The organism is Ideonella sp., assembly GCF_041918995.1.
Taxonomy (GTDB): Bacteria; Pseudomonadota; Gammaproteobacteria; order Burkholderiales; family Burkholderiaceae_C; genus Ideonella.
Genome location: NZ_JAYRUN010000005.1, coordinates 20,119 through 43,009 on the forward strand (window position 1 = coordinate 20,119; position 22,891 = coordinate 43,009).

Below are 22,891 nucleotides of genomic sequence, written 5' to 3' on the forward strand. Positions count from 1 at the left end.
GCCCCTCAGCGGCTGGACGCCGGCACGGCGCCGGCCAGCCCGGCGCGCTCGGCCTGCGCCGCGACGCGTTCGCCGGCCTGCACGCCGGCCAGCACTGGCACGCGGCCATCGGCGCCCACGGTGCCCACATGCACGGCGCGCAGGGTGAAGCCGTTGTCGCGCGCCACATAGACGGCCGTGAGCTCGCCGCGCCGCAGCACGGCCTCGGCGGGCACGGAGAGCGGTCCACGCGGCGCGGCGGACGACGGCGCCGCGGAGGGCGGGGCGGCGCCCGACCACCGCACGCGCACATGCTGGCCCGGGCGGCCGGGCAGGCCGGCGGGCAGGTCCAGCCGCCATTCGACCGTCTGGCTCACCGGGTCGGTGCCCGGCAAGGCGGTGCTGCGCAGGGGGGTGACCCAGCGCGGCGTGCCGGCCGCCGGGCCCTCGCCCGGCAGCTCGATCTGCGGCGTGGCGTGGCCCAGGCCGCCGGCGCGCGAGGCGGGCACCTGCACCACCGCGCGCAGCGCGCCCGGCGCATACAGCGTCAGGATGGCCCGGCCGGGGCTGGCGAGGTCGCCCGCCTCCAGGTGCGTCTGCAGCACCACGCCGTCGAAGGGCGCGGTGACGGTGGTGAAGCCCTGCTGCACGGCGGCCTGGCGCTGGCCGCCTTCGGCCTGGCGCAGGGCCGCGTCGGTGGCCTGTGCCTGCGTCTCGGCGGTGTCCAGCCCGGCCTGGCTGATGAAGCCCTGGCGTCGCAGCTCGCGGGCACGTTCGGCGGCCAGGGTGGCGTGGCGGCGCTCGGCCCGGGCCTGCGCCACGGCCGCCTGGGCGCGCGCCAGGGCGGCCGCGGCGTCGCGGTCGTCCAGGCGGGCCAGAGGCTGGCCGGCGCGCACCGCATCGCCGGCCTTGACGAGCAGGGCGAGCACATTGCCACCCACCTGGGCGGCCACGGTGGCCTGGCGCACGGCCTGCAGGGTCGCGTCGGCCTCCCGGCCGGCGGCCGCGTGGGCCGCCGCCACCGGGACCGTGGGGACGGCCAGCGTCGCAGCGGCCAGCCCGGCCGGGGCGGCGAGCCACGCCACCGCGAGCGCAGGCAGCGCCAGGGGCATGAGACGGGTGAGGGTTGCCATGGCCGGCATCCTACCATATACCCCACTGGGTATGTGGGACGACCCCCAATGGGCCACCCGGAAAGGCAGCGGGGCGCCCTGCCGTGCTCCGGCTGGCGCCCCGCCTGAGGCCCGCGCATGGCGGGCCCGCGCGTCAGAACTTGTAGGTGGCCGACGCGTAGTAGAACCGGCCGCGCGGGTCGGTGAAGGAGCCGGCGAAGCCGGCCGCGTGCGAGCCGTAGGACGACACCGCCGTGAAGGGCGGCTCCTCGTCGAACAGGTTGCGCACGCCCAGGCGCAGGGTGAGGTGGTCGAAGCCCGTGTACCGCATCTGCAGATTGAAGCGATTGGAATCCTTGACCTTGTGGTCCACGAGCACGCCCACGTTGGCGTCCACCAGGCCCGCCGATTCCGTCCAGCCCTTGACGAACACGTTCTCCAGGCGCACGCCGAAGCTGCCCCACTGCCAGTCGCCGGCCAGCGTGTACTGGAACTCGGGCACCGGCTGCACGCCGCCGCCATCACCAGCCGTGCCCAGGTAGTCCACGTAGGGTTGGCCCTTGCCGGTCTGCTGCTCCCACTGGGTGAGGTAAGTGGTGTCGAACTCCACGCCGAAGCGGCCCATGCCGGCGACGTTCCAGCGCGTGCGCAGGCTCAGGTCGATGCCGGCGGTGCGCAGGCCGCCCAGGTTCTCCACCGGCTGGTCGATGTAGGTGATGAAACCGTCGCTGCCCCGCACGATGCGGCTGTTGTAGCGCTCGTAGAGCGCCGGGTCGGACATGATGGCGTCGCCACTGACCTGCCCGATCTGGTCCTTCTTCTCGATCTGCCAGTAGTCCACGGTGGCGTTCAGCCACGGCAGGGGGTCGGTCACGAGACCGACGGCCCACTGGCGTGACTTCTCGGGTTTCAGGTTGGGATCCGACGAGTTGCGCACGGTGAACTGGGTCTCGCAGCGCGCGCTGTTGGCGAAAGGACAGTCAGGGTCGACGAGCGAGTTCGCCGTGTTGGTGAAGGCCGGTGGCGCATTCACGTCCCACAGGGTGGGGGCACGGAAGCCCGTACCGGCCGACGCCCGCAGGGCAAACTGCTTGTTGGGTTGCCAGCGAAGGGCTGCGCGTGGATTGAAGGTGTTGCCGAAGTCGCTGTACCGGTCGTAGCGCGCCGCCAGGGTCGCCTCGAGGCCCTTGGCGAACGGCATCACCAGTTCACCGAAGACTGCATACACGTTGCGCGAGGCGGCGGTGACGGGCACGGTCCCTTCACCACCGATGTGCAGTCCCAGGCGATAGTCTTCGTTCACCGGCCGATCGTCGGCCTCCTCTCGCCGGAAGTCCACGCCGACGGCCAGAGACATGGGACCCCCAGCGAGGGTCGTCAGCTCCCTGCTGGCCTTGGCGTCGATGGCCGCGACTGTGCTGGTGGATTCGCGCATCGGCCCTTCCATCAGCGTCGTGCGCAGCAGCGCATTGCCGGCCTCGTCCATCGGGCCGAACGGGTTGATGCCGCCGGTCGCGAGCGCCTCGATGAAGCGGCCCTCGTGCACATAGCCGCGGTATTCCAGGCTGCCCGACGCCTGCGACCAGTTGAGGCCAGCGTCGTAGTCCCACCCCATGGCGACCCCGCGCACGCCTGCCACGACGCGCGTCTGCTCGTTGGTGTTGTCGTTGACGCGGTTGCCCACGGGCACCGAGCGCATCATGATGTCCACCGTGCCCGTGTCCGGCACGTCGTAGCCCAGCGCTTCCAGCAGTTCCCGGGGGAAGTAGGGGCTGGTCACCGGCATGGCGAAGTGTGGGTACTCGCCCGTTTCCGGGTTGACCTTGCCCGCGTCGTTGGAGATCGGTACCGGCGCGATGCGGCCGATGTGGTGGCTGCGGGCGTAGGACGCCTCCGCATACAGCTCGGTGTCTTCGTTGAGGTTGTAGCTCACCCGCGCGAAGACGTCACCGCTTTCCTTGTCCGGCAGGTTGTCCAGCGCTGCGGCATAGATGAAGCGGCAGGCCTTGGCCTGCTGGCCGCCGGGGGTGAGGTAGGGCGTGCCGTCATCGTTGGTGAACTCCTGGATGACATTGAACTTCGGGTCGCAGGCGGCGATGTTGGGGTCGTTGGTCACGTCGCCGGCGTAGGCGCCGGGGCTGATGGTGTCGAACTCGTCCCAGAAGCGGCCAGGGAAGCCTCGGCCCGAAGTCGGGGGGGCGGAACCAGGGATTTCGCTGAGGCCGCGCATGTACCACTGCTGGTCGATGGCCTTGATGCGGGTCTGCTTCTGCAGGTTGGCGGTGACCAACAGGTTGAACCGGTTCTCGGCCGGGTCGCCGATGCCGAAGGCGAGGTTGACGCCGGACTCCGTGCCGCCTACCCCGGCCTCCGTGTCGCCGTAGCGCACGGTGAGCTCGCCGCCGCGGTAGTTGCGTCGGGTGATGAAGTTGACCACCCCGCCCACGGCGTCCGAGCCGTAGACGGCCGAGGCGCCATCACGCAGTACCTCCACCCGCTCCAACGCAGCGAAAGGAATGCCGTTCAGGTCGACGGCGGCCGCACCCCCCGCATTGCCGAAGGCGAAGTTGGCGAGCCGCCGCCCGTTCAGCAGCACCAGCGTGGAGTTGGCCCCCAAGCCACGCAGATTGGCCGTGGCCTGCCCGTACCCGATGCCCTGGGTGGTGTCCGAGAACATTGCGCCGCTGGCGCTGACCTTCTGCAACAACTCCTGCACCGTGACGGCGCCACTCTTTTCGATCTGCTCACGGGTGATCACGGTGACGGGCAGGGCGGTCTCGCTGTCCACCCGCTTGATGGACGAGCCGGTGACCTCCACCCGCTGAACGGGTGCATCCTGGGCGATCGCCGGCAAGGTGCCGACGGCCAAGAGCACAGCGGTGCAAAGCCTAGTGCGCTGGAACATGCTTCCTCCTGAGAAACAATGGCCTCGCGGCGCTGCGCCTTCTCGTGGACAGCGCCGCCCCTGGCATGCTCCGTTCGGTGCGCGTACCCAGCGCCTCGCGCGGAGCATGAGCGGGCGATGTTTCGGCGCCAGGGGCCGGATGGGCCCTGGGGCCAACCCGCGACTTGGCGCTTTCGCCACACACTCCCCCCAAAGCAACAGACGGGCCATCTGACGCCTGTGTCGATCCGGTAACCAATGCTTTCAGACACTTCGCCGACCGACCCCCACGCCGTCCTGAACGAGGTGTTCGGCTACACCGCCTTCCGCGGCCACCAGGCGGAGGTCATCGGGCACGTGGTCGGTGGCGGCGACGCCCTCGTGCTCATGCCCACGGGCGGCGGCAAGAGCCTGTGCTACCAGGTGCCGGCCATCGTGCGGCACCGGGCCGGGCAGGGCGTCGCGGTGGTGGTGAGCCCGCTGATCGCGCTGATGCACGACCAGGTGGGTGCGCTGGAGGAGGCGGGGGTGCACGCGGCCTTCCTCAACTCCACGCTGGACGCCGCCGGGGCCCAGGCGGTGGAGCGCGAGCTGCTCTCGGGCCGCCTGGTGATGCTGTATGCCGCGCCCGAGCGCATCACGCATCCCCGGTTCCTGGCCATGCTGGATTCGCTGCGCGAGCGCGGGCAGCTCAGCCTGTTCGCCATCGACGAGGCGCACTGCGTCAGCCAGTGGGGCCACGACTTCCGCGAGGAGTACCTGCAGCTGGGCCTGCTGGCCGAGCGCTACGCCGGTGTGCCGCGCATCGCGCTGACGGCGACCGCCGATGCCCACACCCGCGCCGACATCGTCGAGCGCCTGCAGCTGCAGCAGGCGCGCACCTTCGTCAGCAGCTTCGACCGGCCGAACATCCGCTACACCATCGTGGAGAAGGACAACGGCCGTGCCCAGCTGCTGCGCTTCCTGCGCGACGAGCACGAGGGCGACGCCGGCATCGTCTACTGCCAGAGCCGCAAGAAGGTGGAGGAGACGGCCGAGTGGCTGAACGCCGAGGGCCTGAACGCGCTGCCCTACCACGCGGGCCTGGACGCCGACCTGCGCCGCCGTCACCAGGACCGCTTCCTGCGCGAGGAGGGGCTGGTGATGGTGGCCACCGTGGCCTTCGGCATGGGCATCGACAAGCCCGACGTGCGCTTCGTGGCCCACCTGGACCTGCCCAAGAACATCGAGGGCTACTACCAGGAGACGGGCCGCGCCGGCCGCGACGGCGAGGCGGCAGACGCCTGGATGGCCTACGGCCTGGCGGACGTCGTGAACCAGCGCCGCATGATCGACGAGAGCACCGCGGGCGAGGAGTTCAAGCGCCTGCAGGTGGGCAAGCTCGACGCGCTGCTGGCGCTGGCCGAGAGCCTGGACTGCCGGCGCCAGCGCCTGCTGGCCTACTTCGGCGAAGACACCCCGGCCGCGGCCGTCGCCGGGCCGTCCCAAGTCGGCCGCAGCCCCCTCGGGGGGCAGGGTGACGGCGAAGCCTCGCCCGTGGGGGCCCGCTACCGCTGTGGCAATTGCGACAACTGCCTGTGGCCGCCGGAGCGTTGGGACGCCACCGAGGCCGCCCGCAAGGCGCTGTCATGCATCTACCGCTTCCACCAGCACTCGGGCATCGGCTACGGCGCCGGCCATCTCATCGACGTGTTGCGCGGCAAGTCCACCGACAAGACGCGCGAGCGTGGCCATGAGCAGCTGTCCACCTTCGGCATTGGGGCCGAGCTGTCCGAGACCCAGTGGCGCGGGGTGGTCCGCCAGCTGATCGCGCTCGGCCACGTGGCCAGCGAGGGCGAATACAACACCCTGGTGCTCACGGCGAGTGCGCGCGAGGTGCTGCGCGGCGGCGTGAAGATCGAGCTGCGCGTGCCGCGCGAGCCGGCCCCCCGCAGCCGCGGGGGCCGCACCCGTGGCGCCACGGCCGGCCGGGCGGCCAAGCCCGCGTTGCACCTGGACACCGACGCGCAGCAGCGTTTCGAGGCGCTCAAGGCCTGGCGGGGCGAGGTGGCGCGGGAGCACAACCTGCCGGCCTACATCGTGTTCAGCGATGCCACGCTGCGCCAGATGGCCGCCGAAGCGCCGGACTCGCTCAGCGCCCTGGCGGGCGTCAGCGGGGTGGGCGCCAAGAAGCTCGAGGCCTACGGCCCGGAGATCCTGCGCGTGCTGGACGACTTGCGCTGAGCGCGGGCCGCCCGGCCGGGCGCAGGAAGCGGCCTCTCAGCGCTTCTGGTCCGCCAGGCGAAGCCGGGCCAGGCTGTGCCGGTCGGTGCCGAAGGCGGCGCTCCAGAACGGCTCGTACTTGGCCCCCTTGTCCTGCGCGGGCACGGGCGGCGGGCCGTCCGGACGGCGGGGTTGGGAGTGGGTAAGGACTGACTTCTGCATGTTCATCGGAATCAACGATCCCCCTTGTCCTGGGGGTATACCCCGCCCAACGCGCTCCGTCTGGATCCGGATGACACCGAGTTGTCACCAGGGCAAAGAAATGTGTAGACGCCCGTGTCGGCCCCGCCGCGTCCCGCCGGGGGTGACCCGCACGCTCCCCGGGAGGGGGCGCGTCGGTATCATGGCCGGTTGCCCTCGAGCCACCCATGCCAGACCCCACCGACCTCAGCGCGCCCGCCATCCGCGTCCGCGGCGCCCGCACGCACAACCTGAAGAACGTCGACCTCGACATTCCGAAGCACGCGCTGGTGGTCATCACCGGCCTGTCGGGATCGGGCAAGTCCAGCCTGGCCTTCGACACCTTGTACGCCGAAGGCCAGCGGCGCTACGTGGAGAGCCTGTCGGCCTACGCGCGGCAGTTCCTGCAGCTGATGGACAAGCCCGACGTGGACGTCATCGAAGGCCTGTCGCCCGCCATCAGCATCGAGCAGAAGGCCACCAGCCACAACCCGCGCTCCACCGTGGGCACCGTGACGGAGATCCACGACTACCTGCGCCTGCTCTACGCGCGCGCCGGCACGCCGTATTGCCCCGAGCACGCCGAGCCGCTGGCCGCGCAGAGCATCAGCCAGATGGTGGATGCCGTGCTGGCGCTGCCGGAGGACACCCGGCTGATGGTGCTGGCGCCCGTGGTGCGCGACCGCAAGGGCGAGTTCGTGGAGGCCTTCGCCGACTGGCAGGCGCAGGGCTACGTGCGCTTTCGGGTGGACGGCCAGGTGGTCGAGGCCACCGAGCTGCCCAAGCTGAAGAAGGCCGAGAAGCACGACATCGACGTGGTGATCGACCGCCTGAAATCGCGGCCGGACGCCAAGCAGCGCCTGGCCGAAAGCTTCGAGGCCGCCCTGCGCGTGGCCGAGGGCCGCGCCATCGCGCTGGAGATGGACAGCGGCCGCGAGCACCTGTTCTCGTCGCGCTTCGGCTGCCCGGTGTGCAGCTACTCGCTGCCCGAGCTGGAGCCGCGCCTGTTCTCGTTCAACTCGCCGGTCGGCGCCTGCCCGCACTGCGACGGCCTGGGCCAGCAGACGGTGTTCGACCCCGAGCGCGTGGTCGCCTTCCCGTCGTTGTCCATGGCCGCCGGCGCGGTGAAGGGCTGGGACCGGCGCAACGCCTACACCTTCTCGCTGCTGGAGAGCGTGGCCCGGCACTACGGCTTCGACATCGACGCCGCCTTCGAGGACCTGCCCGAGCGCGCCCGCCAGGTGCTGCTGCACGGGTCCGGCGACGAGGACATCGAGTTCGTCTACGAGGCCGAGGGCAAGGGCGGCCGGCAGCGCGTGGTCAAGCGCTCGCACCCGTTCGAGGGGATCATCCCCAACTTCGAGCGGCGCTTCCGCGAGACGGACTCGGTGGCCGTGCGCGAGGACCTGGTGCGCTACCAGAGCGCGCGGCCCTGCGCCCATTGCCACGGCACGCGGCTCAAGCGCGAGGCGCGCCATGTGTTCATCCCGGGCACGGCGGTCGACCGCGGCAAGCCCATCTACGAGGCGGAGCACCTGACGCTCGCCGACGCACTCGCCTGGTTCGAGGGCCTGAAGCTGGAGGGTGCCAAGGCCGAGATCGCCGACAAGGTGGTGCGCGAGATCCGCGCGCGGCTCAAGTTCCTCAACGACGTCGGCCTGAACTACCTGAGCCTGGACCGCAGTGCCGACACGTTGTCCGGCGGCGAGGCGCAGCGCATCCGGCTGGCCAGCCAGATCGGCTCGGGGCTCACCGGCGTGATGTACGTGCTGGACGAGCCGTCCATCGGCCTGCACCAGCGCGACAACGAACGACTCATCGGCACCCTGCAGCACCTGCGCGACCTGGGCAACAGCGTGCTGGTGGTCGAGCACGACGAGGACATGATCCGGGCGGCCGACTGGTGCGTGGACATGGGCCCCGGTGCCGGCGTGCACGGCGGGCGGGTGATCGCCGCCGGCACCCCGGCCGAGGTGGCCGCCCACCCCGAGTCGCTCACCGGCCGCTACCTCGCGCATGCCCTGCGCATCGAGCTGCCGCAGCGCCGCCCCTGGGCGGCGGAGGGCCCCGCCGACCAGGCTGCCTCCCGGGCGTTGCGCATCGTCAACGCGCGCGGCAACAACCTGCGCAGCGTGACGGTGGAGATCCCGGTCGGCCTGTTCACCTGCGTCACCGGGGTGTCGGGCTCGGGCAAGAGCACGCTGGTCAACGACACGCTGTACACGGCGGTGGCCCGCAAGCTCTACCACAGCCACGCGGAGGCCGCGCCGCACGACGCCATCGAGGGCCTGGAAGCCTTCGACAAGGTGATCAACGTGGACCAGAGCCCCATCGGCCGCACGCCGCGCTCCAACCCCGCCACCTACACCGGCCTGTTCACCCCCATCCGCGAGCTCTTCGCCGAGGTGCCCACGGCGCGCGAGCGCGGCTACGGCGCCGGCCGCTTCAGCTTCAACGTGGCCGGTGGCCGCTGCGAGGCCTGCCAGGGCGACGGCGTGCTCAAGGTCGAGATGCATTTCCTGCCGGATGTGTACGTGCCCTGTGACCTGTGCCAGGGCAAGCGCTACAACCGCGAGACGCTGGAGATCCTCTACAAGGGCCGCAACATCGCCCAGGTGCTGGACATGACCGTGGAGGACGCCCACGGCTTCTTCAGCGCGGTGCCCACCATCGCCCGCAAGCTGCAGACCCTGCTCGACGTGGGCCTGGGCTACATCACGCTCGGCCAGGCGGCCACCACGCTGTCCGGCGGCGAGGCGCAGCGCGTCAAGCTGGCGCTCGAGCTCAGCAAGCGCGACACCGGCCGCACCCTGTACATCCTGGACGAGCCGACCACCGGCCTGCACTTCCACGACACGGCGCAGCTGCTGCGCGTGCTGCACGCCTTGCGCGATGCCGGCAACACCATCGTCGTGATCGAGCACAACCTGGACGTCATCAAGACGGCGGACTGGGTCATCGACATGGGGCCCGAAGGCGGCGCGGGCGGCGGCATGGTGGTGGCGCAGGGCACTCCCGAGCACGTCGCGGACTGCGCCGCCAGCCACACCGGGCGCTTCCTCGCGCCCTTGCTCGGGCGGTAAGGCACGGCGCCTGCCCGGATCCCCGGCGGGCGCGACGGATTGCACGCCCGTCGGCTCGGGGCGAGCGGTTGCCTTCAGTCACAATCTGCGTTTCGCTGGCGTGGCCTCGGCTTTCTCGCGGCAGTCCGCCAGACCCGTTCCGGGTTCTCTGGGAGTGCTCGCATGGCTTGGCGACCCGCGCCTGTGCCGGCCGATGAACCTCTTCGCCAGGCCGCGCTGCGGGACCTGGGCTGGTTCAGCGCCCATACCGACGGCCTGAGTGAGGCCGTGCCTGTCGGCGCCCTGCGGGCGCTGGCGGACGCGGCGCGCCGGCTCTGCGGCTGCCCCGTGGGCCTGGTGTCCCTGGTGGACACCGACCAGGCCTGGCAGGTGGGCGTGGAGGGCGGTGTGGACAGCGCAGCGGAGGGCGCCGGCACCGATGCCCCCGTGCCGCGCTGGCATGTCTCGCCGCGCGCCCAGGCGATCTGCGCGCATGCCGTGGCCGCCAACACCTTCCTGCAGGTGCCCGACGTGCTCGACGACGCACGCTTCGCCGGCGCCATCGCCCACGCGGCCAGCGAAGGATGGCGCTTCTATGCCGCCATGCCGCTGCGTGTGGCGGGCCACCCGGTGGGCACGCTCGCCGTGGCCGCGCCGCGTCCGCACCGGCTGTCACCCGCCCAGCGCCAGCAGCTCGAGCAGCTGGCCCATGCCGCCGAGGCCCTGCTGGCCGCCCAGCATGCGCGCGAGGCCCTCGCCCGGGAGGCCGCGCGCCTGGGCGACCTGGCCCGGGCCTCGGGCGACTGGCTCTGGGAGCTCGACGCGCAGGGGCGGCACCGCTGGCTGTCCGAGGATTTCGAGCGCCTGGCGGGTGTGCCTGCCAGCAGCCTGATCGGCCAGGTGATCGCCGACGAACCCTGCGTGGACCCCGTCGGCGAGCCGCTCGGGCCGGGGCTGGGCCTGCATGCGCGGCTGGCCGCGCAACCCCCGCAACCGCTCACCCGCGTAGTGACCCGGCTGCTCACGCCGCGGGGGCCGCTGTATGTGTCGCGCAGCGCGGTGCCCGTGTTCGACGCGCAGGGCCGGCTCGAGGCCTGGCGCGGCAGCGCGCGCGACGTGACCGCCCAGGTGGTGGCCACGCGCCGCACCCAGGCGCGCGACCGTCGGCTGCACACGCTGCTGGCGCAGCTGCCCGGGGCGGCGTTCCAGCTGCGCCTGCGCGCCAATGGCAGCCAGCCGCATTTCCTGTACGTGAACGATGGCCTGCGGGAGCTGCTCGGCGCCAACCCCGAGGAGGGGCCGGGCAGCGTGCTGCCCCTGTGGCAGCGGGTCGCCAAGGCCGACCGCCGGGCCTTGGCACAGGCCCTGCGCGCTGCGCTGCGCCAGGGCCGCCCCATGCACGTGGAGCTGCAGTTCCTGCGCGCCGATGGCCAGTGGCGCTGGCTGGAGACGCGCGCGACGGCCGAGCCGCAGCCCGACGGCCGGGTCGTGCTGCACGGCTTCACCTGGGACGTGAGCGATCGGCGTCGGGCTCAGGACGCGCTGCGCCAGCACGAATCGCTGCGGCTGGCGCACGAAGGCGCCGAGCGCGCCAGCCGCGCGAAGTCGGAGTTCCTCTCGCGCGTCAGCCACGAGCTGCGCACCCCGCTGAACGCGATCCTCGGCTTCACCGACCTCATGGCCCTGGACAGCCGCCAGCCGCTGGGGGACACGCAGCGGCGCCGGCTCGAAGGCGTGCGCCAGGCCGGGCAGGGCTTGCTGGCGCTGGTCGACGACGTGCTGGACGTCTCGCGCATCGAGCAGGGCCAGCTGCGTCTGCGGCATGACCCGGTGCCCCTGGCGGCGCTGCTGCGGGCGGCCGGCGAGGCGGTGGAGCCGCTCGCGCGCAGCCACGGCGTGTCCTTGTCCGCCCTCGAGCCGGGCCCCGCCTGCGCGCGGGGCGACGCGGCGGCCATGCAGCAGGTGCTGGTGAACCTGCTGAGCAACGCGATCAAGTACAACCGGCCCGGTGGCGCCGTGCGCGTGTCCTGCGAGACGGCGTCCGACGGCCACTGGTCGGTGCATGTGGACGACGAAGGCCCGGGGCTGCGCCCTGACCAGCTGGCACAACTGTTCCAGCCCTTCAACCGCCTGGGTGCCGAGCGGCGACGCATCGGCGGCACGGGCCTGGGGCTGGTGATCGCGCGCGCGCTGGCGCGCGCCATGGGAGGTGACGTGATGGCGACGAGCACGCCGGGACAGGGAAGCCGATTCACCATGCGCCTGGCGCCTGCTGCGCCGGCGGAATCGGGGGGCGGTGCATCCGGCGCCGCGCAGGCGGCGGGCCCGTCCACGCCAGCGGCGACTGGCCGCGAGGTGCTCTATATCGAGGACGAGCCGCTGAACGTGCTGCTGATGGAAGAGGTGTTCCGCACGCAGCCCGGCTGGACGCTGCACGTGGCGCGCGACGGCGAGACAGGCGTGGCGCTCGCGCGGCAGCTGCAGCCGCAGCTCGTCCTGATCGACATGAACCTGCCCGACATGAACGGCCTGGAGGTGCTGCGCCGGCTGCGCGCGGATGGCCGCACCGCGGGCCTGCTGTGCGTGGCCCTCTCGGCCGACGCCATGGGTGAGCAGATCAGTGCCGCGCGCGCCGCGGGTTTCGACGACTACTGGACCAAGCCCATCGACCTCACGCGGCTGCTCGACGACGTGCGCCGCATCATCGAGCGCCGAGCGGGCGACGCCTGAGCCCCGCCCGCAGCCGCGCCCGCCAGCCGGCGGGCCCAAGAAAAAAGCCGGCTTGCGCCGGCTTCTTCATGTCTGGGCGGGATCCGCTCAGCTCAGGTGGCTGTTGATCAGCTTGGTCATCTCGAACATCGAGACCTGCGCCTTCTTGAAGATCTCCTTCAGCTTGGCGTCGGCGTTGATCATCGTCTTCTTGGCCTTGTCCTGCAGGCCGTTCTTCTTGATGTATTCCCAGACCTTCTTCGTCACCTCGGTGCGCGGCGCGGGCTTCTCGCCGATGACGGCGGCCAGCTGCGGGCTGGGCGTCATGGCCTTCATGAACGCCGGGTTCGGGGTGCGCTTCTTGGCCGGGGCGGCCTTCTTCGCCGGGGCCTTCTTGGCGGGCGCCGCCTTGGCCGGAGCGGCCTTCTTCGCGGGCGCCGCCTTCTTCGCCGGGGCGGCCTTCTTGGCCGGGGCCGCTGCCTTCTTGGCGGGGGCGGCCTTCTTCGCCGGAGCGGCCTTCTTGGCCGGAGCGGCCTTCTTCGCAGTTGCCATGTCGATTCTCTCCATCAAGGGTTGATGTGCCGGGCCCGGGTGGAAGCCGCGTGAGCTTCCATTTCTCGCAAGACTCTCAGCGTGGGGAATGGTACTGCCTGCACGAGGGGCTGAGAAGCCGTTTTCCCTCTGAAAACGGCCTGTCCACCCTCGAAAAACGGCTGTTCTGTCGCTCCTGGGCATCACCTGGGGCGCGTTGGATACCGTCACCCGTATTTTCACGAGGGAGAACACGGGGGCGCGGGTGGCCGGACGCGATGGCCCGCCCGCGCCGCGCTTGCGCGCCCCGCCCGTCACCGCACAATGCGCGGGTCCGTGGCCGCCGGCGCCACCTGGTCCACTGCCCGATTCCACGAAAGGACACTGCCCGATGAAGCTCGTCGCCCGCTGGATGCTGCTGGCCGCCGCCCTGCTGCTGGTCTCCTACGTCTACACCGGCGTCACCGTCACCAGCTTCGGCGCGGCCCTGGTGGCGGCGCTGGTGCTCGGCCTGCTCAACACTCTCGTGCGGCCCCTGCTCGTGCTGCTCACGCTGCCTGTCACGCTGATCACGGTGGGCCTGTTCCTGTTCGTCATCAATGCGCTGATGTTCTGGTCGGCCGCCTCCCTGCTTGACGGCTTCTCCGTCACCGGCTTCGGCGCCGCGCTCATCGGCTCGCTCATCTACAGCGCCTGCGGCGTGGTCATCGACCTGGCCGTGGAGCGCCTCTTCGCCGCGGACTGAACCCCGAGGACGCGCCGGGGCGCCTGCGCCCCGTCTGTCTTCGCCACCGATCCACTTCGCCCGCTGACCGGGCGGACCTACCTGGAGGGCCCACGCCATCGCCTCGAACCCCGTCATCCTCGAACTCGCCGCCGGTGAACTGCGGCTGGCCCTGCGCCCCGACCTGGGCGCCAGCATCGCCGGCCTCTGGCATGCCGGCCTGCCGGTGATGCGCAGCACCGAGCCCGAGTCCCTGGCGTCGTCGCGCCTGTCGGCGTGCTACCCGCTCGCGCCGTATTCCAACCGCCTGGGCTTCCGCAAGTTCCGCTGGCAGGGCCGCGACCACACCACCCAACCCAACTTCGACGACAACCCGCACTCGGTGCATGGCGTGGCCTGGCAGCGGGCCTGGGACGTCGTGTCGCACGACGCGCAGTCGGCCGAGCTGGTCTACGAGCACGCGGGCGACGCGCACTGGCCCTTCGCCTTCACGGCGCGCCAGCGTTTCACCCTTTCGCCCGGCGAGCTGAAGGTCGAGCTGTCCGTCACCAACCGCGCCGACGAGGCGCAGCCCGTCGGCCTGGGCTGGCACCCCTACTTCCCCAAGCGCAGCCGCAGCCGCCTGCACATCGAGCTCACCGACCGCTGGGAGCCGGATCCCACGGGCCTGCCCACGCGCAAGGTGCCGCAGGCCGGCATCGACGCCGACATCGCGCACCTCGATTTCGACAACTGCTTCGATGGCTGGCCCGGCCAGGCGCGCATCCGCGACGAGAAGCTGCGCATGGTGCTGCGCTCCAACCTGCGCCACCTCGTCGTCTTCACACCGCAGACCAAGCCCTACTACTGCGTCGAGCCGGTCAGCCACGTGAGCAACGCCATCCACATGGCCGACCCGCTGGCCCACGGCCTGGTGAAGCTGGAGCCGGGCGAGACGGTGGAGGGCTGGATGTCGCTGGAGGTGGCGCCGGTATGACGAGCGGGCCGCCGCCGTGGTCGCCGCTGCCCGTGCCGCCGTGCGGGCTGGGCGAGTCCCCGTTCTGGCACCCGTCCGAGCGGGCGCTGTACTGGTGCGACATCCCCGGCCGGCGGCTGCATCGCTTCGAGCCGGCGTCCGCTCGCCACCATGCGTGGGCGCTGGACACCGAGCCGGGCAGCCTGGCGCCCCTGCCGGACGGGCGCCTGCTGCTGGCCATGCGCGATGGCCTGTGGCGCTTCGACCCGCGTCGCGGCGAGCGCCACCGCCTGGCCGCTGCGCCCTACGACACCGCGCACGAGCGGTTCAACGACGGCAAGGCCGACCCGCAGGGCCGCTTCTGGGTCGGCACGATCTACGAGCCGCGCGACCCGGCCCGCGCGGCGCTGTACCGCTACGCCCATGGCCGGCTCGACCGCGTGGCCGGCGACGTGACCGTCAGCAACGGCCTGGCCTGGAGCCCGGACGGGCACACCATGTACTGGACCGACACCAAGGCGCACACGGTGTACCGGCTGGCGTTCGACCCCGCGGACGGCAGTGTGTCGCAGCGCGAGGTGCTGGCGCGCTTCGCGCCCCGCGCGGCGGACGAGCCGCTGGCCCACTATGGCGGCCGGCCCGACGGCGCCGCGGTCGACGCGGAGGGCGCCTACTGGGTCGCCATGTTCGAAGGCCAGCGCGTGCTGCGCCTGTCCTCGGACGGGCAGCTGCTGGAGGAGCTGCGGCTGCCCGTGCGCTGCCCCACCATGGTGTGCTTCGGCGACGACGACCTGCGCACGCTGTACGTCACCACCGCGCGGGACAAGCGGCCGGCCGACGAGCTGGCCGCGCAGCCGTGGGCCGGGCAGGTGCTGCGACTGCGCGTGAATGTGCCGGGCCTGCCGGTCAACTTCGCCCAGGTCTAGGGCCCGCGCGCACGCACCCGCAGCGGGAGGTCAAGGCCGGGCGAGGGTTTGCCCATATAATCCCGCGGCTTTGCCCACCACCACACCGGACCTGCCCTTGACTGAGCCTGCCACTGCCCGACCGGGCACGCCGCGGCCGGACCCCTGGGCCGATCTGGATGATGAGGGCGCCAAGCCGCCAATCAAGGCCCTCACCCGCGAAGAGGCGCGGGCCCTGGTGGCGACTCTGCCTGCCGTGTCACCGTGGCGGGTGGTCGCGGTCCAGGCCGCGGTGGGCGTCGTCGTGGCCGCGCTTGCGTGGCTGTGGACGGGTGAGTTGTCTCATGCCTGGTCGGCGCTGTATGGCGCCGGCGTGGTGGTGGTGCCGGGGGCCTTGATGGCCCGTGGCATGACCAGCCGCTTCAGCAGCGTGGCGCCCGGCGTGTCTGCCGTCAGCTTCATGTTGTGGGAGATGGTCAAGATCGCGGTTTCGCTCGCGCTGCTCGTCGGCGCGCCGAAGCTGGTGCCGCAACTGAGCTGGCCGGCCCTGCTGGTGGCTCTGGTGGTGTGCATCAAGGTGTATTGGGTCGCGCTCGCTTGGCGTGGGCGACGGGCAAGTTGAACGCTGGTTGAACAGTTAGCACGGACGATCAATTCATGGCAGCCGAAGGTCAAGCCGCAGCACACGGACCCACCGCGGGCGAGTACATCGTCCACCACCTGACCCACGCGCGGAACAAGGAACTGAACGGTCCCTTCGACCTGTCGGTCGTGGCGTGGGACTCCATGTTCTTCTCCATCCTGCTGGGCGCGCTCGGCTGCTTCCTGCTGTGGCGCGCCGCGCGCCGCGCCACCTCGGGCGTGCCCGGCCGCTTCCAGGCGGCGGTGGAGCTCCTCGTCGAGATGGTCGAGTCGCAGGCCAAGGGCATCGTGCACAACGCCCAGAGCCGCAAGCTGGTGTCCCCGCTGGCGCTCACCGTGTTCGTCTGGATCTTCCTGATGAACGCGATGGACCTGCTGCCCGTGGATCTGCTGCCCTTCATCTGGGAGAAGATCGTCGGCGCCACCGGCGGCGACCCGCACCACGCCTACCTGCGTGTCGTGCCCACCGCGGACCTGTCGGTGACGATGGGCCTGTCGGTCGGCGTGCTCATCGTCTGCCTGGTCTACAACGTCAAGATCAAGGGCATCGGCGGTTGGGTGCACGAGCTGTTCTCCGCCCCCTTCGGCAGCCACTGGGCGCTGGCGCCCTTCAACTTCCTCATGCAGATGATCGAGTTCGTCGCCAAGACGGTCTCGCACGGCATGCGACTGTTCGGCAACATGTACGCCGGCGAGCTCATCTTCCTGCTGATTGCCCTCATGGGCGGCGCCTGGGGCACCGTGGGTGTCGGCACCGCGCTGGGCCTGTCGATCGGCCACATCATCGCCGGCTCCGCCTGGGCGATCTTCCACATCCTGATCATCACCCTGCAGGCCTTCGTGTTCATGATGCTCACGCTGGTCTACATCGGTCAGGCACACGACGCGCACTGACCCCCGGGCGGCCGTCTCGTTCTTTTCCTTTCCCTTCCTCCAACACAACCCTTCTCTCCTAGGAGTCATCATGGAAGTCATCAGCTTTGTTGCCCTCGCCGCCGGCCTGATCATCGGTCTGGGTGCCGTCGGTGCCTGTATCGGCATCGGCATCATGGGCAGCAAGTACCTGGAGTCCGCCGCTCGCCAGCCCGAGCTGATGGGCGAACTGCAGACCAAGATGTTCCTGCTGGCCGGCCTGATCGACGCGGCCTTCATCATCGGTACCGGTATCGCCCTGTGGTTCGCCACCGCGAACCCCTTCCTGGGCCAGATCGCCCAGGTCGCCGCCCGCTGAACCCGGCTCGGTCGTGTTGAGAGGGCCGGGTGCGCGGCGTGATGCCGCGCACCCGCGCTGAATGTCCCCGCCACCGTTCGAGGCAATCAAGTGAGCATCACCGGTACCCTCATCGTCCAGATGATCGTGTTCCTGATCCTGGTCTGGTTCACGATGAAGTTCGTCTGGCCGCCGATCACCGCCGCGCTGGACGAGCGCGCGAAGAAGATCGCCGAAGGGCTGTCGGCCGCCGACAAGGCGAAGGCCGAATCGGCCGCCGCCGCCAAGACGATCCAGGCCGAGCTGTCGGCCGCCAAGGATGACGCCGCGAAGCGTCTGTCCGACGCCGAGCGCCTGGGCCAGCAGCTGGTCGAGGAAGCCAAGGCGCGCGCCAGCGAAGAAGGCGCCAAGATCATCGCCGCCGCCAAGGCCGAGGCCGAGCAGGAAGCCGTCAAGGCCCGCGAGGCCCTGCGCGAGCAGGTGGCTCTGCTGGCCGTCAAGGGCGCCGAACAGATCCTCAAGCGCGAAGTCAACGCCGGCGTGCACGCCGACCTGCTGAACCGCCTGAAGACGGAGCTCTGACCATGGCTGAGCTCGCCACCATCGCCCGCCCCTACGCCGAGGCCCTGTTCAAGGCCAGTGCCGGCGAAGACGCCCGCACCCTGGCCGACCAGCTCGAGACCCTGGGCCAGGTCGCCGGCCACGCGCAGCTGCGCCAGTTCGCCGACAGCCCCAAGGTCAGTGCGGAGCAGGTGTTCGAGCTGGTCGTGGGCGTTGCACGCCTGAACCTCTCGCCCAAGGTCGCCAACCTGCTGCGCACCGTCATCGAGAACGGCCGCCTCTACGCCCTGCCGGAGATCGCCGCGCACTACCGCGCCCAGGTCAACGCCGCCACCGGGGTGTTCGATGCGCGCATCACCAGCGCCTTCCCGCTCGACGCCGGCCAGCTGGCCGACGTGGTGGCGACGCTGGAGAAGCGCTTCGGCCGCAAGCTCAACGCCTCGGTCTCCGTCGATGAATCCCTGATCGGCGGCATCCGCGTCGAAGTGGGTGACGAGGTGCTGGACACCTCCGTCAAGGCCCGCCTCGAGCAGATGAAGGCCGCCCTGACGCACTGACGGCGCCATCCACCGCGGCAGCCCGCCCGGCACACCCAATCGGCGACCAGCCCGACGCTAGCGCCCACACGCTTTCGGAGAAAGCCATGCAACTGAATCCCGCTGAAATTTCCGAACTGATCAAGAGCCGCATCGAAGGCCTGGGCGCCTCGTCGGACATCCGCAACCAGGGCACCGTCGTCTCCGTGACCGACGGCATCGTCCGCGTCCACGGCCTGTCCGACGCGATGCAGGGCGAAATGCTCGAGTTCCCCGCCGGCAAGGACGGCCAGCCCTCGTTCGGCCTGGCGCTGAACCTCGAGCGCGACTCCGTCGGCGCCGTGATCCTGGGCGAGTACGAGCACATCTCCGAAGGCGACACCGTCAAGTGCACGGGCCGCATCCTGGAAGTGCCCGTGGGCCCCGAGCTGATCGGCCGCGTGGTCAACGCGCTGGGCCAGCCCATCGACGGCAAGGGCCCGATCAACGCCAAGATGACCGACGTGATCGAGAAGGTCGCGCCGGGCGTGATCGCGCGCAAGTCGGTGGACCAGCCGGTGCAGACCGGCCTGAAGTCGATCGACTCGATGGTGCCCGTCGGCCGTGGCCAGCGCGAGCTGATCATCGGCGACCGCCAGACCGGCAAGACCGCGGTGGCGATCGACGCGATCATCAACCAGAAGGGTCAGAACATGACCTGCGTCTACGTCGCGATCGGCCAGAAGGCGTCGTCGATCAAGAACGTGGTGCGCGCTCTCGAGCAGGCCGGCGCGATGGAGTACACCATCGTCGTGGCCGCGTCGGCGTCCGAATCCGCCGCCATGCAGTACGTCGCTGCCTACTCCGGCTGCACGATGAGCGAATACTTCCGCGACCGCGGCCAGGACGCCTTGATCGTCTACGACGACCTGTCCAAGCAGGCCGTCGCGTACCGCCAGGTGTCGCTGCTGCTGCGCCGTCCGCCGGGCCGTGAAGCCTTCCCGGGCGACGTGTTCTATCTCCACAGCCGTCTGCTCGAGCGTGCCGCGCGCGTGAACGCCGACTATGTCGAGGCCTTCACCAAGGGTGAGGTCAAGGGCAAGACCGGTTCGCTGACCGCGCTGCCGATCATCGAGACGCAGGCCGGCGACGTGTCCGCCTTCGTCCCGACGAACGTCATCTCGATCACCGACGGCCAGATCTTCCTGGAGACCAACCTGTTCAACGCCGGCATCCGTCCCGCCATCAACGCGGGCATCTCAGTGTCGCGCGTCGGTGGTGCCGCCCAGACGAAGCTGATCAAGTCGCTGTCCGGCGGCATCCGTACCGACCTGGCGCAGTACCGCGAGCTGGCCGCCTTCGCGCAGTTCGCGTCCGACCTGGACGAAGCCACCCGCAAGCAGCTGGACCGCGGTGCCCGCGTGACCGAGCTGCTGAAGCAGGCGCAGTACTCGCCGCTGCCCATCAGCCTGATGGCTGCCACGCTGTACGCCGCCAATAAGGGCTACCTCGACTCGATCGACGTCAAGAAGGTCCTGGACTTCGAGCGGGGTCTGCACCAGCACCTGCGCTCCAGCCACGCCGCGTTGCTGAACAAGCTCGAGACCGAGAAGGCCATGGACAAGGCGGCCGAGGAAGAGCTCGGCGCAGCCATCGCTGCGTTCAAGAAGTCCTTCGCCTGAAGCACTGACCCCTGAACCAGGAGAACCGTCATGGCGGTCGGCAAGGAAATACGCGGCAAGATCAAGTCGGTGGAGAACACCCGCAAGATCACCAAGGCCATGGAGATGGTCGCCGCGTCCAAGATGCGCAAGGCGCAGGAACGCATGCGGTCCGCGCGCCCCTACAGCGACAAGATCCGCAACATCGCGGCCAACCTGTCGCAGGCGAACCCTGAGTACCACTCGCCCTACATGCGCACCGGCGGCAACGCCGGGACGTCCGGCTTCATCGTCGTCACCACGGACAAGGGTCTGTGCGGCGGCCTGAACACCAACATCCTGCGCGCCGTCACCAACAAGATGCGCGACGTGCAGGGCGCCGGTGGCCAGGTCCAGGCGGTGGCCATCGGCACCAAGGGCAACGGCTTCCTCAACCGCATCGGCGCCAAGGTGGTGTCGCATGCGCTCGGCCTGGGCGACGCGCCGCAGATCGAGAAGCTCATCGGCCCCGTCAAGGTGATGCTCGATGCCTTCGTCGAGGGCAAGGTGGACGCGGTCTACCTCTGCTACACGAAGTTCATCAACACGATGAAGCAGGAGCCGGTCGTCGAACAGCTGCTGCCGCTGGCGCCCGCGGCGCTGGCGCAGAGCGAAGCCGAGAAGAAGGCCTATGGCTGGGACTACCTCTACGAGCCGGACGCCGCCACCGTCATCGACGAGCTGCTGACCCGCTACATCGAGGCCCTGGTGTACCAGGCGGTGGCCGAGAACATGGCCTCCGAACAGTCCGCGCGCATGGTGGCGATGAAGGCGGCCACCGACAACGCCGGCAACCTGATCAATGAACTGAAGCTCATCTACAACAAGACGCGTCAGGCAGCGATCACCAAGGAACTGTCGGAAATCGTCGGCGGCGCGGCCGCCATCGGTGGCTGAAGCCGGCCCGCCGAACGCATCGCATTCGAATTTGAAGGATCCGAAAAATGACTCAAGCCCAAGGCAAGATCGTTCAGTGCATCGGCGCCGTGGTGGACGTGGAGTTCCCGCGTGACCGCATGCCCAAGGTGTACGACGCCCTGAAGATGGAAGGCTCGGCCCTGACGCTGGAAGTCCAGCAGCAGCTCGGCGACGGCGTGGTGCGCACCATCGCGCTGGGTTCGTCCGAAGGCCTGCGCCGCGGCCTGACGGTGTTCAACACCGGCAACCCGATCACCGTGCCGGTCGGCAAGGCCACGCTGGGCCGCATCATGGACGTGCTGGGTTCGCCCATCGACGAGCGCGGTCCGATCGACCAGACCTACACGGCCTCCATCCACCGCAAGGCCCCCGCCTACGACGAGCTGTCGCCCTCCACCGAGCTGCTGGAAACCGGCATCAAGGTGATCGACCTGATCTGCCCGTTCGCCAAGGGCGGCAAGGTGGGTCTGTTCGGCGGCGCCGGCGTCGGCAAGACCGTGAACATGATGGAGCTCATCAACAACATCGCCAAGGCGCACTCGGGTCTGTCCGTGTTCGCCGGCGTGGGTGAGCGCACCCGTGAGGGCAACGACTTCTACCACGAGATGTCGGACTCCAAGGTCGTCGTGCAGGAGAACCTGTCCGAGTCCAAGGTGGCGATGGTCTACGGCCAGATGAACGAGCCCCCGGGCAACCGTCTGCGCGTGGCGCTGACCGGCCTGACGATGGCCGAGTCGTTCCGCGACGAAGGCCGTGACGTGCTGTTCTTCGTGGACAACATCTACCGCTACACGCTGGCCGGCACGGAAGTGTCCGCGCTGCTGGGCCGCATGCCGTCCGCGGTGGGCTACCAGCCGACGCTGGCCGAGGAAATGGGCCGCCTGCAGGAGCGCATCACCTCCACCAAGGTGGGCTCGATCACCTCCATCCAGGCCGTGTACGTGCCGGCGGATGACCTGACCGACCCGTCTCCCGCCACGACCTTCGCCCACCTGGACGCCACGGTGGTGCTGTCGCGTGACATCGCCGCGCTGGGCATCTACCCCGCCGTGGACCCGCTGGATTCCACCTCGCGCCAGATCGACCCGAACGTCGTGGGCGAGGAGCACTACAGCACCACGCGCGCCGTGCAGGCTACGCTGCAGCGCTACAAGGAACTGCGCGACATCATCGCCATTCTCGGCATGGACGAGCTGGCGCCGGAAGACAAGCTGGCCGTGGCGCGCGCCCGGAAGATCCAGCGTTTCCTGTCGCAGCCGTTCCACGTGGCCGAGGTGTTCACCGGCACGCCGGGCAAGTACGTGCCGCTGAAGGAAACCATCCGCGGCTTCAAGATGATCGTGGCCGGCGAGTGCGACCACCTGCCCGAGCAGGCCTTCTACATGGTCGGCACGATCGACGAGGCCTTCGAGAAGGCGAAGAAGATCCAGTGATGGCCCACCCCCGAGGCGCCTGCGGCGCCTCCCCCTCAAGGGGGCGCCACACGCGGCCCGGCGAAGCCGGCTGCGCGGTGACCGCCGGGTTCGGTCTGAGGCACGCAACGGAGTACTGACATGGCAACCATTCACGTCGACGTCGTCAGCGCGGAGGAGTCGATCTTCTCGGGCGAGGCGAAGTTCGTCGCGCTGCCGGGAGAGAACGGCGAGCTCGGCATCCTGCCGCGCCACACGCCGCTGATCACGCGCATCAAGCCGGGTGCGGTGCGCATCGAGCGGGCCGACAACGGCGAGGAGGAGTTCGTCTTCGTCGCCGGCGGCATCCTCGAGGTGCAGCCCGGTACGGTCACGGTGCTGGCCGACACGGCCATCCGCGGCCATGACCTCGACGAGGCCAAGGCGCTGGAAGCCAAGAAGCTCGCCGAGGACGCGATGAAGAACGCCAAGAGCGACATCGACTTCGCCAAGGCGCAAGGCGAGTTCGCGGCCATGGCCGCGCAGATCGCGGCCATCCAGAAGCTGCGCCGCACGCGCTGACCGCGCCAGCCGCCCCGCCCACCGGCGAGGCGCACCGAGAACCCGCCCGGCCCGCCCGCCCGGCGGGTT

Annotated in this window: 19 protein-coding genes; 15 read left to right on the forward strand and 4 right to left on the reverse strand. The window is 70.2% G+C overall.

Translation table 11 applies throughout. The annotated features are described in order from the left end of the window. Positions 1 to 5: 5 nt before the first annotated feature. Both ACE3UN_RS05580 and ACE3UN_RS05585 read right to left on the reverse strand, forming a co-directional pair. Positions 6 to 1,112, reverse strand: a complete 1,107-nt coding sequence (locus tag ACE3UN_RS05580; protein ID WP_374673936.1) for an efflux RND transporter periplasmic adaptor subunit — start codon at positions 1,110 to 1,112, stop codon at positions 6 to 8. A gap of 133 nt (positions 1,113 to 1,245) precedes the next feature. Continuing rightward, entirely contained in the window at positions 1,246 to 3,960 is a 2,715-nt protein-coding gene (locus ACE3UN_RS05585; RefSeq protein WP_374673937.1) for a TonB-dependent receptor, read from the reverse strand. Positions 3,961 to 4,233: 273 nt separating this feature from the next. Between ACE3UN_RS05585 and ACE3UN_RS05590 the strand changes: the two genes are divergently transcribed. Then, on the forward strand, positions 4,234 to 6,198 hold the full coding sequence (locus tag ACE3UN_RS05590; RefSeq protein ID WP_374673938.1) for a RecQ family ATP-dependent DNA helicase: 1,965 nt from the start codon (positions 4,234 to 4,236) through the stop codon (positions 6,196 to 6,198). Between the two features lie 36 nt (positions 6,199 to 6,234). Here the strand turns inward: ACE3UN_RS05590 and ACE3UN_RS05595 are convergent, their stop codons facing one another. Then, positions 6,235 to 6,399, reverse strand: a complete 165-nt coding sequence (locus tag ACE3UN_RS05595) for a hypothetical protein (protein WP_374673939.1) — start codon at positions 6,397 to 6,399, stop codon at positions 6,235 to 6,237. Between the two features lie 206 nt (positions 6,400 to 6,605). Here ACE3UN_RS05595 and uvrA point away from each other — a divergent pair, with 206 nt between their 5' ends. Continuing rightward, positions 6,606 to 9,500 carry an excinuclease ABC subunit UvrA gene (gene uvrA, locus ACE3UN_RS05600; RefSeq protein ID WP_374673940.1) on the forward strand — a complete coding sequence of 965 codons (2,895 nt, stop codon included), beginning with the start codon at positions 6,606 to 6,608 and terminating at the stop codon, positions 9,498 to 9,500. Between the two features lie 162 nt (positions 9,501 to 9,662). Continuing rightward, positions 9,663 to 12,209 carry an ATP-binding protein gene (locus tag ACE3UN_RS05605; protein ID WP_374673941.1) on the forward strand — a complete coding sequence of 849 codons (2,547 nt, stop codon included), beginning with the start codon at positions 9,663 to 9,665 and terminating at the stop codon, positions 12,207 to 12,209. A gap of 87 nt (positions 12,210 to 12,296) precedes the next feature. On the opposite strand, the gene ACE3UN_RS05610 is transcribed toward ACE3UN_RS05605, so the two are convergent. Next, positions 12,297 to 12,740 carry an SWIB/MDM2 domain-containing protein gene (locus ACE3UN_RS05610; RefSeq protein WP_374673942.1) on the reverse strand — a complete coding sequence of 148 codons (444 nt, stop codon included), beginning with the start codon at positions 12,738 to 12,740 and terminating at the stop codon, positions 12,297 to 12,299. A 370-nt stretch (positions 12,741 to 13,110) separates the two neighbouring features. Between ACE3UN_RS05610 and ACE3UN_RS05615 the strand changes: the two genes are divergently transcribed. The 12 genes from ACE3UN_RS05615 to ACE3UN_RS05670 all read left to right on the forward strand — a co-directional run bounded on the left by ACE3UN_RS05615 (position 13,111) and on the right by ACE3UN_RS05670 (position 22,822). Beyond that, entirely contained in the window at positions 13,111 to 13,464 is a 354-nt protein-coding gene (locus ACE3UN_RS05615) for a phage holin family protein (RefSeq protein ID WP_374673943.1), read from the forward strand. A gap of 115 nt (positions 13,465 to 13,579) precedes the next feature. Then, positions 13,580 to 14,419: an aldose 1-epimerase gene (locus ACE3UN_RS05620; RefSeq protein WP_374674143.1), complete on the forward strand. Its 840-nt coding sequence runs from the start codon at positions 13,580 to 13,582 to the stop codon at positions 14,417 to 14,419. After that, positions 14,416 to 15,324 (forward strand): SMP-30/gluconolactonase/LRE family protein, encoded by a 909-nt coding sequence (locus ACE3UN_RS05625; RefSeq protein ID WP_374673944.1) that lies wholly within the window; start codon positions 14,416 to 14,418, stop codon positions 15,322 to 15,324. The genes ACE3UN_RS05620 and ACE3UN_RS05625 overlap by 4 nt, the downstream gene beginning before the upstream one ends. A gap of 97 nt (positions 15,325 to 15,421) precedes the next feature. Next, positions 15,422 to 15,925: an ATP synthase subunit I gene (locus tag ACE3UN_RS05630; protein ID WP_374673945.1), complete on the forward strand. Its 504-nt coding sequence runs from the start codon at positions 15,422 to 15,424 to the stop codon at positions 15,923 to 15,925. Positions 15,926 to 15,960: 35 nt separating this feature from the next. Beyond that, the gene (gene atpB, locus ACE3UN_RS05635) at positions 15,961 to 16,839 is read left to right on the forward strand and encodes a F0F1 ATP synthase subunit A (protein WP_374673946.1); all 879 of its coding nucleotides are present in this window, start codon (positions 15,961 to 15,963) and stop codon (positions 16,837 to 16,839) included. A gap of 70 nt (positions 16,840 to 16,909) precedes the next feature. After that, complete coding sequence (gene atpE, locus ACE3UN_RS05640; protein WP_374673947.1) at positions 16,910 to 17,176, forward strand: F0F1 ATP synthase subunit C; 267 nt, start codon at positions 16,910 to 16,912, stop codon at positions 17,174 to 17,176. A gap of 90 nt (positions 17,177 to 17,266) precedes the next feature. After that, positions 17,267 to 17,737, forward strand: coding sequence for a F0F1 ATP synthase subunit B (locus ACE3UN_RS05645; RefSeq protein WP_374673948.1), 471 nt, complete (start codon positions 17,267 to 17,269; stop codon positions 17,735 to 17,737). A gap of 2 nt (positions 17,738 to 17,739) precedes the next feature. Next, a complete protein-coding gene (locus ACE3UN_RS05650) occupies positions 17,740 to 18,273 on the forward strand; it encodes a F0F1 ATP synthase subunit delta (protein ID WP_374673949.1) in 534 nt (177 codons plus the stop codon). Between the two features lie 86 nt (positions 18,274 to 18,359). Next, entirely contained in the window at positions 18,360 to 19,913 is a 1,554-nt protein-coding gene (gene atpA / locus ACE3UN_RS05655; RefSeq protein WP_374673950.1) for a F0F1 ATP synthase subunit alpha, read from the forward strand. Between the two features lie 30 nt (positions 19,914 to 19,943). Continuing rightward, entirely contained in the window at positions 19,944 to 20,828 is an 885-nt protein-coding gene (gene atpG / locus ACE3UN_RS05660; RefSeq protein WP_374673951.1) for a F0F1 ATP synthase subunit gamma, read from the forward strand. Positions 20,829 to 20,875: 47 nt separating this feature from the next. Next, positions 20,876 to 22,282, forward strand: coding sequence for a F0F1 ATP synthase subunit beta (gene atpD, locus ACE3UN_RS05665; RefSeq protein WP_374673952.1), 1,407 nt, complete (start codon positions 20,876 to 20,878; stop codon positions 22,280 to 22,282). 120 nt (positions 22,283 to 22,402) lie between these two features. Next, on the forward strand, positions 22,403 to 22,822 hold the full coding sequence (locus tag ACE3UN_RS05670) for a F0F1 ATP synthase subunit epsilon (protein ID WP_374673953.1): 420 nt from the start codon (positions 22,403 to 22,405) through the stop codon (positions 22,820 to 22,822). The last annotated feature ends 69 nt before the right edge of the window (positions 22,823 to 22,891 follow it).